Annotated in this window: 12 protein-coding genes; 10 read left to right on the top strand and 2 right to left on the bottom strand. The window is 69.5% G+C overall.

Annotated elements, in window-relative coordinates; all coding sequences use genetic code 11:
- The first annotated feature begins 7 nt into the window (after window positions 1–7).
- Both ABZS61_RS29545 and ABZS61_RS29540 read left to right on the top strand, forming a co-directional pair.
- Window positions 8–1612 (top strand): alpha/beta hydrolase, encoded by a 1605-nt coding sequence (locus ABZS61_RS29545; RefSeq protein ID WP_356427799.1) that lies wholly within the window; start codon window positions 8–10, stop codon window positions 1610–1612.
- Between the two features lie 50 nt (window positions 1613–1662).
- Window positions 1663–2220, top strand: coding sequence for a GNAT family N-acetyltransferase (locus ABZS61_RS29540; protein WP_356427796.1), 558 nt, complete (start codon window positions 1663–1665; stop codon window positions 2218–2220).
- Here the strand turns inward: ABZS61_RS29540 and ABZS61_RS29535 are convergent.
- A complete protein-coding gene (locus tag ABZS61_RS29535; protein WP_356427793.1) occupies window positions 2198–2770 on the bottom strand; it encodes an adenylosuccinate lyase in 573 nt (190 codons plus the stop codon). The two genes, ABZS61_RS29540 and ABZS61_RS29535, sit on opposite strands and share 23 nt — an antisense overlap.
- 355 nt (window positions 2771–3125) lie before the next feature.
- Here ABZS61_RS29535 and ABZS61_RS29530 point away from each other — a divergent pair, with 355 nt between their 5' ends.
- Both ABZS61_RS29530 and ABZS61_RS29525 read left to right on the top strand, forming a co-directional pair.
- The gene (locus ABZS61_RS29530; protein ID WP_356427791.1) at window positions 3126–4907 is read left to right on the top strand and encodes a 3-hydroxybutyryl-CoA dehydrogenase; all 1782 of its coding nucleotides are present in this window, start codon (window positions 3126–3128) and stop codon (window positions 4905–4907) included.
- Window positions 4908–4998: 91 nt separating this feature from the next.
- Window positions 4999–5814: a TetR family transcriptional regulator gene (locus ABZS61_RS29525; RefSeq protein WP_356427789.1), complete on the top strand. Its 816-nt coding sequence runs from the start codon at window positions 4999–5001 to the stop codon at window positions 5812–5814.
- An 8-nt stretch (window positions 5815–5822) separates the two neighbouring features.
- Here the strand turns inward: ABZS61_RS29525 and ABZS61_RS29520 are convergent, their stop codons facing one another.
- Window positions 5823–6572, bottom strand: a complete 750-nt coding sequence (locus ABZS61_RS29520; RefSeq protein WP_356427786.1) for a restriction endonuclease — start codon at window positions 6570–6572, stop codon at window positions 5823–5825.
- A gap of 128 nt (window positions 6573–6700) precedes the next feature.
- Between ABZS61_RS29520 and ABZS61_RS29515 the strand changes: the two genes are divergently transcribed.
- The 6 genes from ABZS61_RS29515 (at window position 6701) to ABZS61_RS29490 (ending at window position 13959) form a co-directional block, all read left to right on the top strand.
- Window positions 6701–7492 (top strand): GNAT family N-acetyltransferase, encoded by a 792-nt coding sequence (locus ABZS61_RS29515; RefSeq protein ID WP_356427783.1) that lies wholly within the window; start codon window positions 6701–6703, stop codon window positions 7490–7492.
- 397 nt (window positions 7493–7889) lie between these two features.
- Window positions 7890–9227 carry a crotonyl-CoA carboxylase/reductase gene (ccrA, locus tag ABZS61_RS29510; protein ID WP_356427780.1) on the top strand — a complete coding sequence of 446 codons (1338 nt, stop codon included), beginning with the start codon at window positions 7890–7892 and terminating at the stop codon, window positions 9225–9227.
- Window positions 9228–9237: 10 nt separating this feature from the next.
- The gene (locus tag ABZS61_RS29505; protein ID WP_351171466.1) at window positions 9238–11250 is read left to right on the top strand and encodes a protein meaA; all 2013 of its coding nucleotides are present in this window, start codon (window positions 9238–9240) and stop codon (window positions 11248–11250) included.
- On the top strand, window positions 11247–12221 hold the full coding sequence (locus ABZS61_RS29500) for a CoA ester lyase (protein WP_307124077.1): 975 nt from the start codon (window positions 11247–11249) through the stop codon (window positions 12219–12221). Before ABZS61_RS29505 ends, ABZS61_RS29500 begins: the two co-directional genes overlap by 4 nt.
- A gap of 2 nt (window positions 12222–12223) precedes the next feature.
- Window positions 12224–12751: a MaoC family dehydratase gene (locus ABZS61_RS29495; protein ID WP_356427775.1), complete on the top strand. Its 528-nt coding sequence runs from the start codon at window positions 12224–12226 to the stop codon at window positions 12749–12751.
- 2 nt (window positions 12752–12753) lie between these two features.
- Window positions 12754–13959: an acyl-CoA dehydrogenase family protein gene (locus ABZS61_RS29490; protein ID WP_329205845.1), complete on the top strand. Its 1206-nt coding sequence runs from the start codon at window positions 12754–12756 to the stop codon at window positions 13957–13959.
- Window positions 13960–14006: the final 47 nt, after the last annotated feature.

Genomic DNA, 14006 nt, shown 5'->3' with positions numbered 1-14006 from the left:
AGGCCATATGACGAAACGTGCAGGAATTCTGGTCGCAGTCGGCGCCACGGTCGCGGGTCTGGTGACCGCAGCGCCGTCCACCGCGACCGCCGGAACGGGGGCGGGCGCACCGCGCGCAGTCGCCCCGCTCAAGTGGAGCGCATGCGGGACGGCGTCGTATCCGGCCCTGCAGTGCGCAAAGGTCCGCACCCCGCTGGACCATGACCGACCGTCGGGCAGACAGGTCACCCTCGCACTCTCCCGGATCCCGCACACGGCGAAGACCTCGCAGGGTCCGCTGCTGGTCAACCCCGGCGGCCCCGGCGGCAGCGGGCTCTCGATGGCGGGCTTCGTGGCGGGCTCGCTGCCCAAGAAGCTCGCCGCCCAGTACGACGTGATCGGGTTCGACCCGCGCGGGGTCGGGAAGAGCACCCCCGCACTGAACTGTGTGCCGAAGTACTTCACCCCGGTGCGCCCCGACGCCGTGCCGGACTCCTACGCGGCCGAGAAGGCCAACAGGGACCGGGCCGCGTCCTTCGCCGCCGCCTGCGGCGAGAAGCACGGCGACCTGCTGCCCTTCATGGACACCGTCAGCGCCGCGAAGGACCTCGACGTGATCCGCCGGGCCCTCGGCTCGCCGCAGATCAACTACTTCGGCTACTCCTACGGCACCTACCTCGGCGCGGTGTACGCGAAGTTGTTCCCGGAGCGCGTGCGCCGCCTGGTCCTCGACTCGATCGTCGACCCGGACGGCGTCTGGTACGAGGACAACCTCGCCCAGGACCACGCGTTCGACTCCCGCCACAAGGCATTCGCGGCCTGGGTCGCGAAGAACGACACCACCTACGGCCTCGGCACCGACCCGGCGGGCGTCGAAGCCGCCTGGTACGACATGCGCGCCGCGGTGAAGGAGCACCCCGCGGGCGGCAGGGTCGGCCCCAGCGAGCTGGAGGACACCTTCCTGCCCGGCGGGTACTACGACGGCTACTGGCCCTCCCTCGCCCAGGCGTTCGCGGCGTACGTGAAGGACGAGGACCAGGAGGCGCTCGTCTCCGCGTACGAGAACTTCGCGGCCATGGACGCGAGCGGCGACAACGGCTACTCCGTCTACGCGGCCGTGCAGTGCCGCGACGCCGCCTGGCCCCGGACCTGGAGCACCTGGCGCAACGACACGTGGCAGGCCCACCGCAAGGCGCCCCTGATGTCGTGGAACAACACCTGGTACAACGCTCCGTGTGCCACATGGCCGGTGGAACCGCTGGAGCCGGTGCGGGTCACCAACCGCAGCATCCCGCCCGCGCTGCTCTTCCAGGCCACCGACGACGCCGCCACGCCCTACGAAGGCGGTGTCACCATGCACCGCAGGCTCAAGGGCTCCAGCCTGGTCGTCGAGGAGGGCGGCGGCAACCACGGCATCAGCCTGAGCGGCAGCGACTGCCTGGACGCGTACCTGGTGGACTACCTCACCGACGGCACCCTCCCGCGCGCCGACGGCAGCGGGGCCGACGCGGTCTGCGAGGCACTGCCCGAGCCGAAGCCTCCGAAGAAGGCCGCGAAGGCCGCGAAGGCCACGAAGGCGGCGACGAGCACGAAGGGCAGCACACTGCACGGGCTGCTCGGCTTCCGCGGCTGAGACCCCTCCGCGCAGCCGCACCGCCGGAGGCGTACGCCAGGATGGGCCGCATGACGACACGGCCCACTCCCGCGTACGCCCCCGGCGTGCAGGTGCGGGACATGACACTCGACGACTGCGCCGCCGTGGCGGAGATCCGGGTGCGCGGCTGGCAGACCGCGTACGCCGGAATGATCCCGCAGCCGTATCTGGACGCGATGGACATCGCGTCGGATGCCGAGCGCCGGCGCGGCTTCCTCACCGCGGGCCCGGCCGTCAACGTCGTCTCCCGGACCGCACCGGACCCCGTGGTGACCGGCTGGGCCTGTTACGGCCCCGACGGCACCGGCAGGGCCGGGCGGTGCGAGCTGTACGCGATCTACGTGCACCCGGAACGGACCGGCGCGGGGACCGGACGCGCACTCCTGGCCGAGCTGACCGCCCGTGCCGTGGCGGCCGGGTTCCACGAGATGGCGCTGTGGGTGCTCAAGGAGAACGGGCGCGCCCGCCGCTTCTACGAGCGGGCCGGTTTCCTGCCGGACGGCGCCGAGGAGCCCTTCGAGGCGGGCGGCGCCGTGGTGCCCGAGGTCCGGTACGTGCGGGCCCTCAGGGAGCCGGCAGCCGGCTGAGCGCCTCCGCCGCGGCCCGGCCGAGGCGGGGGTGCGGCAGTGCCGCCTCCAGGACCGGCCTGGCCTCGCCGTCCCCCAGGGCCCCCAGCCCCTCCACGCAGGCGAGCGCGACGCGCCAGTGCGGTTCCTCCGGCGTCAGCAGCCGCCGCAGGGTGCTGACCAGCGCGGGCACCGATTCCGGCGCGCGCAGGGCGGTCAGCAGGCGCACCGGGTGCATCGCGTAGGCGGTGCGCAATGCGTTCGTGGCAAGTGTCGCTGCTGCTTTGGGTGTTCGGGGGTCGTCCAGGAGCAGCAGGGCATGGGCGGCCGAGACGCAGCGCTCGGGGTCGCGGTGGTTGAGGAGGAGCACCAGCGCCTCGAAGGCCCGGCGGTCGCCCCGGCAGCCGAGCCGGAACGCCGCGATCTCGCGCGCCCACAGCGGGCGCGCGGGCTCGATCAGGACGCGGGCCAGCTCCTCGTCGTCGTCCGTGGCCAGGAGCTTCCGGTAGACGGCCGGTTCCTCGGTCTCGTCCCGCAGCCTGTCCGTCAGCGAGCGCAACTCCTCATCCATGACAGTGAGCTTATCGGCGCACACGCACCGTGTCGGTCTCAACTGTGTGCCAGCGCACATCCGTCCAGGGCTGGCGCGCTCATTACTTGCCGGTTAACCTCATGTGAGCGGGACACACTCCCGCCGACTCGGGTGGCCTGGTGACGCAGCCACCCGGAGTGCTTGTCGGTTCGGCAGCTTTGAGAGACGCGACTCGGGACAGAGTCCGTCACCTTTTCCCCGGTCCTGTGCGTGCCCAGCACGCCTCAGGCCCTGAGCACCACGACACAACTTCCGCACGCAGGGCGCCGGTTCCTCTTCGACCGCACGCGCCGCCCGTGCTCCTCTCAGTCGTCACTCACCCTGGAGTCCCGTGATGGACACCCCGCTCAGCACCATTGCCGTCGTCGGCCTCGGCACCATGGGAACCGGCATCGCCGAGGTCCTGGCCCGTGCGGGCCGCGAGGTCATCGGCATCGACATCAGCGAAGCCGTCGCCCGTCAGGCCGTCGCATCCCTGGAGGCCTCCACCGCACGCGCCGTGCAGCGCGAGCGGATCACGGAGCAGGAGCGGCGGGACATCCTCGCCCGCTTCCGCACGTTCTCCGATCTCCAGGCCGCCGCGGACGCGGAGCTGGTCATCGAGGTCGTGCCCGAGTCCTACGAGATCAAGCAGCAGGTCTTCCGGGAGCTCGACGCCGTCGTCTCCCCCACCGCCATCCTCGCGACCGGTACGAACGCCCTCTCGGTGACGCGGCTCGCCGCCGAGTCGCAGCACCCCGAGCGCGTCCTCGGCCTGCACTTCTTCAACCCGGCGCCCGCGATGAAGCTCGTCGAGGTGGTCTCCTCCGTGCTGACCGCGCCGACGGCCGTGGAGACCGTCACCCGGCTGGCCCGTGAACTGGGCAAGGAGCCGGTCGCGGTCGGCGACCGGCCCGGATTCGTCGCGGACGGGCTGCTGTTCGGCTACCTGAACCAGGCCGCCGCGATGTACGAGGCGAACTACGCCTCCCGTGAGGACATCGACGCGGCGATGAAGCTGGGCTGCGGGCTGCCCATGGGCCCCCTCGCCCTGCTCGACCTGATCGGCATCGATACGGCCCGCACGGTCCTGGAGGCCATGTACTCGGCTTCCCACGACCGGCTGCACGCACCGGCTCCCGTGCTCGGGCAGCTCAGCGAGGCGGGCCTGACCGGCCGCAAGGCGGGCAGGGGCTTCTACACGTACGACGCCCCCGGCGGCCAGACCGTGGTGCCGGACGCCCGGACCCCCCTGACCAGTGCGGGTTCGGTGGCCGGGCGGGAGGTGTCCTCGGTGGGTGTCGCCGGCTCCGGGACGATGGCCTCCGGCATCGCCGAGGTCTTCGCCAAGGCCGGGTACTCCGTGGTGCTCGCCGCGCGCAGCCAGGAGAAGGCGGACACGGCCAAGGCCCGGATCGCCAAGTCGCTGGACCGTTCGGTCTCCAAGGGACGGCTGACGGCCGAGGCGCGCGAGGAGACGCTCGCCCGGGTCACACCGGCCGGGTCCCTGGACGCGTTCGCCGAGGTCGACCTCGCCGTCGAGGCGGTCGCCGAGGACCTGGACATCAAGCAGCAGCTGTTCGCGACGCTGGACAAGGTCTGCAAGCCGGGTGCGGTGCTCGCCACCACTACCTCCTCGCTGCCGGTCGTGGCGATCGCGAAGGTCACCTCACGTCCCCAGGACGTCATCGGGATGCACTTCTTCAATCCGGCGCCCGCGATGAAGCTCGTCGAGGTGGTCCGCACGGTGCTGACCGCCGACGACGTGCACGCCACGGTGCGCGAGGTCTGCGTGAAGGTGCGCAAGCACCCCGTCGACTGCGGGGACCGCGCCGGGTTCATCGTGAACGCCCTGCTGTTCCCGTACCTCAACAACGCGATCAAGATGGTCGAGGAGCACTACGCGACGCTCGACGACATCGACGCGGCGATGAAGCTGGGCGGCGGCTACCCGATGGGTCCGTTCGAGCTCCTGGACGTCGTCGGGCTCGATGTCTCGCTCGCCATCGAGAAGGTCCTGCACAGCGAGTTCCGCGATCCGGGCCTGGCCCCGGCGCCGCTGCTCGAGCATCTGGTGGCCGCCGGCTGCCTCGGCCGCAAGACGGGGCGCGGCTTCCGCGAATATGCCCGCCGCTGAGCCGGGAGCCGGTTGGGGCGGGCTGCTCGGGCCCTCGGGCGACCCGCCCCCACAGGCGCACTCTCCTGCACTGATGCGTTACGTTCACACCATGTCGCAGCCTGCCAGGTCCACCCGTTCCGCCGCCGCGCCCGACGCCACGGAGAGTGCCGCAGGCACCCGCGCCGCTGCCCAACGGCTCAAAATGCGCCGCGAACTGGCCGCCGCGGCAATGGAGCTCTTCGCCACGAAGGGCTACGAGGCGACGACGGTCGACGAGATCGCGGGCGCTGCCGGAGTCGCCCGGCGTACGTTCTTCCGCCACTTCCGCTCCAAGGAAGAGGCCATCTTCCCGGACCACGACGACACCCTCGTCAGGGCCGAGGCCGTCCTGAATGCCGCTCCCGCGCACGAGCACCCGCTGGACACCGTGTGCCGCGGCATCAAGGAAGTCATGCGGATGTACGCGGCGAAGCCGGCGGTCTCCGTGGCGCGCTACAAGCTGACCCGTGAGGTCCCCACGCTGCGTGAGGCCGAAATCGCCTCGGTGGCCCGCTACGAGCGGCTCTTCACCCGTTATCTGCTGGGCCACTTCGACGAGCGCGACCATCACGTGGGCAATGACGACCCGCTGCTGGCCGAGGTGGCCGCGTCCGCCGTGGTGACCGCGCACAACCATGTGCTGCGGCGCTGGCTGCGGGCGGGCGGCCACGGCGATGTGGAGGCTCAGCTGGACCATGCCTTCGCCATCGTGCGGGACACGTTCGGGACGGGGATCGGCGCCGGCCGGACCGCGGGGAGCGAGCCCGCGAAGACCCCGGTCGCCTCCGTGGCCACGGAGGGCGAGGTGCTGGTCGCGGTGGCGCGTACCGATGCGCCGCTCGACGAGGTCATGCGCACGATCCAGCAGGCCCTCAAGGACCGCTGAGCGGGCGTTCAGCTCCCGGCGGGCTGTGCGGGCTCCCCGGCGTGCCAGGGCAGGGGGGCGCCGTACTCACTCCATGCGACGAGTCCGGCGAGGTCGACGCACACGATGCCGCACTGCTCCGCGTACTCGCGGGCCGGTTCGGTGAATTCACCGGTGGTGACGACGACGGCCGCCCCGGCCTCGTGGACGGCGTAGCACGTACCGCCGAAACGCTGGAGATCCTGCGAGCCGACCTTGTTCTCGGCCGTGTACCTCTTGCACTGGACGACCAGGCGGCGCCCGTCGGGCGTGGTACCCACGACGTCGGCCCCCAGATCCCCTGCACCGCCGACCACTTCGGCGTCCGTGCAGCCGTCCCGGCGGCAGAGTGCGGCGACGGCCTCCTCGAAGTCGTACGGGTTCATCCCCTCCCAGTCGACCGTCTCGGGGCTCCGTACGGGCTCGGGGCCCGCTACGGGCCGATCCTCCAGCGCGGTGTCCACCACCTCGTACGCGGCCTCCAGCGCCGCCGACGCCGCCCTGGCGGCCATCCTGCGGTTGCGGCGGCGACGCAGGAGCGCCACCGCCCCGGCGACCACCGAGACCGCCGAGAAGCCGACGGCCACCGGATGCCGTCCGGCGCTCTCCAGCGCCGTGCGGAGGGTCAGCCCGGCACCGCAGACCAGGACGGCGACGAGGAGGAAGCCGAACGCCGTCCGGCGGACGCTGAATTCGGACCGGCGGTCTCTTCGGACGCGTTCGCTCACCTGTATCGGCATCGGGTGCCCCACCCCTGTTCGTCGTGACCGGATCAAGATCACTTCCGTCTGCCCCCGCCCGCCCCGTTGACGCACCTGCCCGGGGAAACCCGATGGCCCGGTGGCGCACCACGTGGTCGGATGCGCGGATGGATCCCCAGAGCACACTGGCCCTCTTCGACCATGAGATGCGGGAGCACGCCCGCCCGGACGGCCCCGGTGTACGGGTCGAACGCACGGGAGACCTCGTACGGCAGACCGGCGGCGCCGACGACTGGAACGGTGTCGTCTGGACCGCTCCGGATCTCGGCCCCCGACAGGCGGACGCGGCGATCGCCGCGCAGGTGGAGCACTACACCTCGCTCGGGCACGACGAGTTCGAATGGAAGCTGTACGCACACGACAGCCCCGCCGATCTGGGCGGGCGCCTGGCCGCGGCCGGTTTCGAGGCCGAGCCGACGGAGACGCTGCTGGTCGCCGAGGCTGCGGAGCTGCCCACGTCCGTGGAGCTCCCCGCAGGCGTCGAGCTGCGGACCGTGACCGACGCCGCCGGGGTGGAGCTGATGGTCCGGGCCCATGAGCTGGCCTTCGGCACCGACGGCTCACGACTGCGCCACCAGACCCTGGCCAGGCTGTCCGAGGCCCCGGACACCTTCGTCGCCGTCCTGGCCGTGGCGGGCGGCGAGCCGGTGAGCTCGGCCCGTATGGAACTGCCTCCGGGCACCGGCTTCGCCGGCCTCTGGGGCGGCGGGACGGCGGCACCCTGGAGGGGCAGGGGCATCTACCGGGCACTGATCGCCCACCGGGCCCGGATCGCCGCGGAGCGGGGCTACCGCTATCTGCAGGTCGACGCGACCGGCCAGTCGGCCCCGATCCTGCGCCGGCTCGGCTTCACGGCCCTGAGCACGACGACCCCGTACGTCTACCGCACCACGCCGTAATCGCACCACGCCGTAGCCGCACCACGCCGTAATCGCACGACCTCCGGGAGCAATCAGGCATAGCGCTCATCATGTTGCTCATGCGTGCCGTGCGGATGACAAGTGAGAGAAATTGTTGGCACTCGGTGCCTTGCCACCTGTCACGGAGTGCCATACGTTGAAGGTGTCCGGGCGGCCGGCGTGCAGAGACCTCTCGTACGTCGGCTGTCCCCGCAATCCACCGTGTCTGCGCGCCCGGACGCCTGCGTCACAGGCAACCCTTCTGCTCCACCGAGCAGGCCGAAGCACCACCCCGCCGAACCGACGGCACACCTCCACACCGCACCGCCCCCCTGTCCACAGGGGTCCCTCCAGCGTTCCCTCGGCGTTGGAGACCCGATCTGCCGGAGGCATCACCGTGAAGGAAATCCTGGACGCGATCCAGTCGCAGGACAGCACTGCCGCGGACTTCGCGGCCCTGTCCATCCCCGAGTCGTACCGCGCGGTGACCGTGCACAAGGACGAGGCGGACATGTTCGCCGGGGTCGCCAGCCGCGACAAGGACCCGCGCAAGTCCCTCCACGTGGAGAACGTGCCGGTGCCCGAGCTCGGCCCGGGCGAGGCCCTGGTCGCCGTCATGGCCAGTTCGGTGAACTACAACTCCGTCTGGACCTCGATCTTCGAGCCGGTCTCGACCTTCGGCTTCCTGGAGAGGTACGGCAAGCTCAGCGACCTCAGCAAGCGCCACGACCTCCCGTACCACGTCATCGGTTCGGACCTCGCGGGCGTCGTGCTGCGCACCGGACCCGGCGTCAACGCCTGGAAGCCCGGCGACGAGGTCGTCGCGCACTGCCTGTCCGTCGAGCTGGAGTCCTCCGACGGCCACAACGACACGATGCTCGACCCGGAGCAGCGCATCTGGGGCTTCGAGACGAACTTCGGCGGACTCGCCGAGATCGCGCTCGTGAAGTCCAACCAGCTGATGCCGAAGCCGGACCACCTCAGCTGGGAGGAGGCCGCTTCCCCGGGCCTCGTCAACTCCACCGCGTACCGCCAGCTCGTCTCGCGCAACGGCGCCGGCATGAAGCAGGGCGACAACGTGCTGATCTGGGGCGCGAGCGGCGGACTCGGCTCGTACGCCACGCAGTTCGCGCTGGCAGGCGGCGCCAACCCGATCTGTGTCGTCTCCAGCCCCGAGAAGGCCGACATCTGCCGGTCGATGGGCGCCGAGGCGGTCATCGACCGCAACGCCGAGGGCTACAAGTTCTGGAAGGACGAGCACACCCAGGACCCGAAGGAGTGGAAGCGCTTCGGCAAGCGCATCCGCGAGTTCACCGGCGGCGAGGACATCGACATCGTCTTCGAGCACCCCGGCCGCGAGACCTTCGGCGCCTCTGTCTACGTCACCCGCAAGGGCGGCACCATCACCACCTGCGCCTCCACCTCGGGCTACATGCACGAGTACGACAACCGCTACCTGTGGATGTCCCTCAAGCGGATCATCGGCTCGCACTTCGCCAACTACCGCGAGGCCTGGGAGGCCAACCGCCTGGTGGCCAAGGGCAAGATCCACCCGACGCTCTCCAAGGTCTACTCCCTCGAGGACACCGGCCAGGCCGCGTACGACGTGCACCGCAACCTCCACCAGGGCAAGGTCGGCGTCCTCGCGCTGGCACCGGGCGAGGGCCTGGGCGTGCGCAACGAGGAGCTCCGCGAGCAGCACATCGACGCCATCAACCGCTTCCGGAACGTCTGAGGTTCACCAGATGACTGAGCGCCAGAAGGACCGGCCCTGGCTCATGCGGACGTACGCGGGTCACTCGACCGCCGAGGCGTCCAACGAGCTCTACCGGCGCAACCTCGCCAAGGGCCAGACAGGTCTGTCGGTCGCCTTCGATCTGCCGACGCAGACCGGGTACGACCCCGACCACATCCTCGCCCGCGGCGAGGTGGGCCGGGTGGGTGTGCCCGTCTCGCACCTCGGTGACATGCGGCGTCTGTTCCAGGACATCCCCCTGGAACAGATGAACACCTCGATGACGATCAACGCCACCGCGATGTGGCTGCTGGCGCTCTACCAAGTGGTCGCGGAGGAGCAGGGCGCCGACCCCGACAAGCTCCAGGGCACGACGCAGAACGACATCGTCAAGGAGTACCTCTCGCGCGGGACGCACGTCTTCCCGCCCGTGCCCTCGCTGCGGCTGACCACCGACATGATCACGTACACGGTCAACCGCATCCCGAAGTGGAACCCGATCAACATCTGCAGCTACCACCTGCAGGAGGCGGGAGCCACTCCGGTCCAGGAGATCGCGTACGCCATGTCGACGGCCATCGCGGTCCTCGACGCGGTGCGCGACTCCGGACAGGTGCCCGAGGAGAAGTTCGGCGAAGTCGTCGCCCGTATCTCCTTCTTCGTGAACGCGGGCGTCCGCTTCATCGAGGAGATGTGCAAGATGCGCGCCTTCGGCCGCATCTGGGACCGGGTCACCCGCGAGCGGTACGGCATCGTGAACGCCAAGCAGCGACGCTTCCGCTACGGCGTGCAGGTCAACTCCCTCGGACTGACCGAGGCGCAGCCGGAGAACAACGTGCAGCGCATCGTCCTGGAGATGCTGGCGGTCACCCTCTCCAAGGACGCCCGCGCCCGCGCCGTGCAGCTGCCCGCGTGGAACGAGGCGCTGGGGCTGCCCCGCCCGTGGGACCAGCAGTGGTCGCTCCGCATCCAGCAGGTGCTCGCCCATGAGAGCGACCTGCTGGAGTACGAGGACATCTTCGCCGGGTCGCACGTCATCGAGGCCAAGGTGGACGAGCTGGTCACCGAGTCGCTCGCCGAGATCGACCGGATCCAGCAGATGGGCGGCGCGATGGCCGCCGTCGAGTCCGGCTACCTCAAGTCGGAGCTGGTCTCCTCGCACGCCGCGCGGCGTGCACGGATCGAGGGCGGCGACGAGAAGATCGTCGGCGTCAACATCTACGAGACGACGGAGCCGAACCCGCTGACCGCCGACCTGGACGCGGCGATCATGACGGTGGACCCCGCCAACGAGGCCCGGGTGGTCGCGGCCCTGCACGAGTGGCGCGACAACCGTGACGAGGCCCGTGCCTCCGAAGCGCTCGCCGCGCTCAAGAAGGCCGCGGCCGGCACCGAGAACATGATGGAAGCGACCGTGGAGTGCGCCCGCGCGGGTGTCACCACCGGCGAGTGGTCCTGGGCGCTGCGGGACGTCTTCGGCGAGTTCCGGGCCCCGACGGGCGTCTCGTCCGCGCCGGTCGCCGTGACCGCCGAGGCCGGCACCCCGCTCGCCCTGGTCCGCGAGAAGGTCGCGCGCACCGCAGACGACCTGGGCGCGGGCAGGCTGCGCCTGCTGGTGGGCAAGCCGGGCCTGGACGGACACTCCAACGGCGCCGAGCAGATCGCCGTACGGGCCCGTGACGCGGGCTTCGAGGTGGTCTACCAGGGAATCCGGCTCACGCCGGAACAGATCGTCTCGGCCGCCGTCGCGGAGGACGTGCACTGCGTCGGCCTGTCGATCCTGTCCGGCTCGCACGCCGAACTGGTGCCGGACGTACTGACCCGGCTCCGCGAGGCGGGCGCGACCGACATCCCGGTGATCGCGGGCGGCATCATCCCGCCCGCCGACGCCGCCGCTCTGATCGGGGCCGGCGTCGCCGCCGTCTTCACCCCGAAGGACTTCGGTATCACGGAGATCATCGGCCGTATCGTCGACGAGATCCGGAAAGCCAACAAGCTCGACCCTCTGGAGGTCCCCGCATGACCACGCCCTCGTCCCCCGTGAACCGGCTGCGCCCCCGCCGCTCGTGCCTGGCGGTCCCCGGCTCGAACCCCCGGTTCCTGGAGAAGGCCCAGGGCCTTCCCGCCGACCAGGTCTTCCTGGACCTGGAGGACGCCTGCGCGCCGCTCGCCAAGGAAGGCGCCCGGCACCACATCGTCGACGCGCTCAACAACGGCGACTGGACGGGCAAGACCCGGGTCGTGCGCGTCAACGACTGGACGACCCACTGGACGTACCGCGACGTCATCACGGTCGTCGAGGGCGCGGGCCCGAACCTCGACTGCATCATGCTGCCGAAGGTCCAGGACGCCCAGCAGGTCGTCGCTCTGGACCTGCTGCTGACGCAGATCGAGAAGACGATGGGCTTCGAGGTCGGGAAGATCGGCATCGAGGCGCAGATCGAGAACGCCAAGGGCCTGGTGAACATCGACGACATCGCCGCCGCCTCGCCCCGCCTGGAGACCCTGATCTTCGGCCCGGCCGACTTCATGGCCTCGATCAACATGAAGACCCTGGTCGTCGGCCAGCAGCCGCCCGGCTACCCGGCGGACGCGTACCACTACATCCTGATGCGCATCCTGATGGCGGCCCGTACGCACGACCTCCAGGCGATCGACGGCCCGTTCCTCCAGATCCGCGACGTGGACGCGTACCGCGAGGTCGCGGGCCGTGCCGCGGCGCTGGGCTTCGACGGCAAGTGGGTCCTGCACCCCGGTCAGGTCGACGCGGCCAACGAGGTCTTCTCGCCCTCGCAGGAGGACTACGACCACGCCGAGCTCATCCTCGACGCGTACGACTGGTGCACCTCGGAGGAGGGCGGCAAGAAGGGCTCGGCGATGCTCGGCGACGAGATGATCGACGAGGCCAGCCGCAAGATGGCGCTGGTGATCGCAGGCAAGGGACGCGCGGCCGGCATGCAGCGCACCTCCAAGTTCGAAGCCCCGGAGGCCTGATCATGCAGTTCGGACGCACATACGAGGAGTTCGAGGTCGGTGCTGTCTACAAGCACTGGCCCGGAAAGACGGTCACGGAATACGACGACCACCTCTTCTGTCTGCTGACCATGAATCACCACCCGCTGCACATGGACAGCAACTACGCCGAGAAGACGACGGATTTCGGCAAGAACGTCGTCGTCGGCAACTACATCTACTCGCTGCTGCTCGGCATGTCGGTGCCCGACATCTCCGGCAAGGCGATCGCCAATCTGGAGGTCGAGTCGCTGAAGCACGTCGCGCCCACCTTCCACGGCGACACGATCTACGGCGAGACCACCGTGCTCGACAAGACGCCGTCGAGGTCCAAGAGCGACCGCGGCATCGTCTACGTCGAGACGAAGGGCTACAAGCAGGACGGCACACTGGTCTGCGTGTTCCGCCGCAAGGTGATGGTCCCCACCGAGACGTACATCAAGGAGCGGGGCGGCGAGCAGCCCGGCCGCCCGGAGCTGGTCCAGCCGCCGCAGAAGAACGTGGAGAAGTAGCCATGAGCCGACTCGCACAGACCGCCGGTCTGACCGATATCCAGCAGGAAATCCTCTCCACGGTCCGGGATTTCGTCGACAAGGAGATCATTCCCGTCGCGACCCAGCTGGAGCACCGCGACGAGTACCCGACGGAAATCGTCGAAGGGCTCAAGGAACTCGGCCTGTTCGGGCTGATGATTCCCGAGGAGTACGGCGGTCTGGGCGAGTCACTGCTCACCTACGCGCTGTGTGTCGAGGAGATCGCCCGCGGCTGGATGAGCGTGTCGGGCATCATCAACACGCACTTCATCGTGGCGTACATGCTCAAGCAGCACGGCACGCAGGAGCAGAAGGACACCTTCCTGCCGCGGATGGCGCTGGGCGAGGTGCGGGGCGCCTTCTCGATGTCCGAGCCGGCACTGGGCTCCGATGTCTCCGCGATCACGTCCAAGGGCGTCAGGGACGGCGACGAGTACGTTCTGAACGGCCAGAAGATGTGGCTGACGAACGGCGGAACGTCCACTTTGGTGGCCGTCCTGTGCAAGAGTGACGAAGGACACCCCGAGGGCACCGCCCCCCACAAGTCGATGACGACCTTCCTGGTGGAGAAGGAGGCGGGCTTCGGTGAGGTCCGCCCCGGTCTCACCATCCCGGGAAAGATCGACAAGATGGGCTACAAGGGCGTCGACACGACCGAGCTCATCATGGACGGACTGCGCATTCCGGCCAATCGCGTGCTGGGTGGCACCACCGGCCGAGGTTTTTACCAAATGATGGACGGTGTCGAAGTCGGCCGCGTCAATGTCGCGGCGCGTGGCTGCGGTGTCGCACAGCGTGCATTCGAACTGGGTGTTTCTTACGCTCAGCAACGGCACACCTTCGGAAAGCCGATCGCCCAGCACCAGGCGATCCAGTTCAAACTGGCTGAAATGGCCACCAAGGTCGAAGCCGCTCATGCGATGATGGTGAATGCAGCTCGCAAAAAGGACTCCGGGGAGCGAAACGACCTGGAGGCAGGGATGGCGAAGTACCTCGCCTCCGAGTACTGCAAGGAAGTCGTCGAGGACGCCTTCCGTATCCACGGCGGCTACGGCTTCTCCAAGGAGTACGAGATCGAGCGCCTCTACCGTGAGGCGCCGATGCTGCTGATCGGTGAAGGTACCGCCGAGATCCAGAAAATGATCATCGGTCGCCGGCTCCTCGAGGAGTACCGGTTCCAAGGCTGAATGTCTCTTTCAGGGTGATTTGGTGGCGAAGAACATCACACCGAGTC

Source organism: Streptomyces sp. NPDC005566, from assembly GCF_040605575.1.
Classification (GTDB): domain Bacteria; phylum Actinomycetota; class Actinomycetes; order Streptomycetales; family Streptomycetaceae; genus Streptomyces.
This window is presented reverse-complemented; position numbering and strand designations above follow the sequence as displayed.

Bases quoted from the DNA above. Each gene is read 5' to 3' on its own strand.
- ABZS61_RS29490 (WP_329205845.1), top strand. From the start codon at position 12,754: ATGAGCCGACTCGCACAGACCGCCGGTCTGACCGATATCCAGCAGGAA.
- ABZS61_RS29545 (WP_356427799.1), top strand. From the start codon at position 8: ATGACGAAACGTGCAGGAATTCTGGTCGCAGTCGGCGCCACGGTCGCG.
- ABZS61_RS29535 (WP_356427793.1), bottom strand. From the start codon at position 2,770: ATGGATGAGGAGTTGCGCTCGCTGACGGACAGGCTGCGGGACGAGACC.
- ABZS61_RS29505 (WP_351171466.1), top strand. From the start codon at position 9,238: ATGACTGAGCGCCAGAAGGACCGGCCCTGGCTCATGCGGACGTACGCG.
- ABZS61_RS29500 (WP_307124077.1), top strand. From the start codon at position 11,247: ATGACCACGCCCTCGTCCCCCGTGAACCGGCTGCGCCCCCGCCGCTCG.
- ABZS61_RS29525 (WP_356427789.1), top strand. From the start codon at position 4,999: ATGTCGCAGCCTGCCAGGTCCACCCGTTCCGCCGCCGCGCCCGACGCC.
- ABZS61_RS29515 (WP_356427783.1), top strand. From the start codon at position 6,701: ATGGATCCCCAGAGCACACTGGCCCTCTTCGACCATGAGATGCGGGAG.
- ABZS61_RS29495 (WP_356427775.1), top strand. From the start codon at position 12,224: ATGCAGTTCGGACGCACATACGAGGAGTTCGAGGTCGGTGCTGTCTAC.
- ABZS61_RS29530 (WP_356427791.1), top strand. From the start codon at position 3,126: ATGGACACCCCGCTCAGCACCATTGCCGTCGTCGGCCTCGGCACCATG.
- ABZS61_RS29520 (WP_356427786.1), bottom strand. From the start codon at position 6,572: ATGCCGATACAGGTGAGCGAACGCGTCCGAAGAGACCGCCGGTCCGAA.
- ABZS61_RS29540 (WP_356427796.1), top strand. From the start codon at position 1,663: ATGACGACACGGCCCACTCCCGCGTACGCCCCCGGCGTGCAGGTGCGG.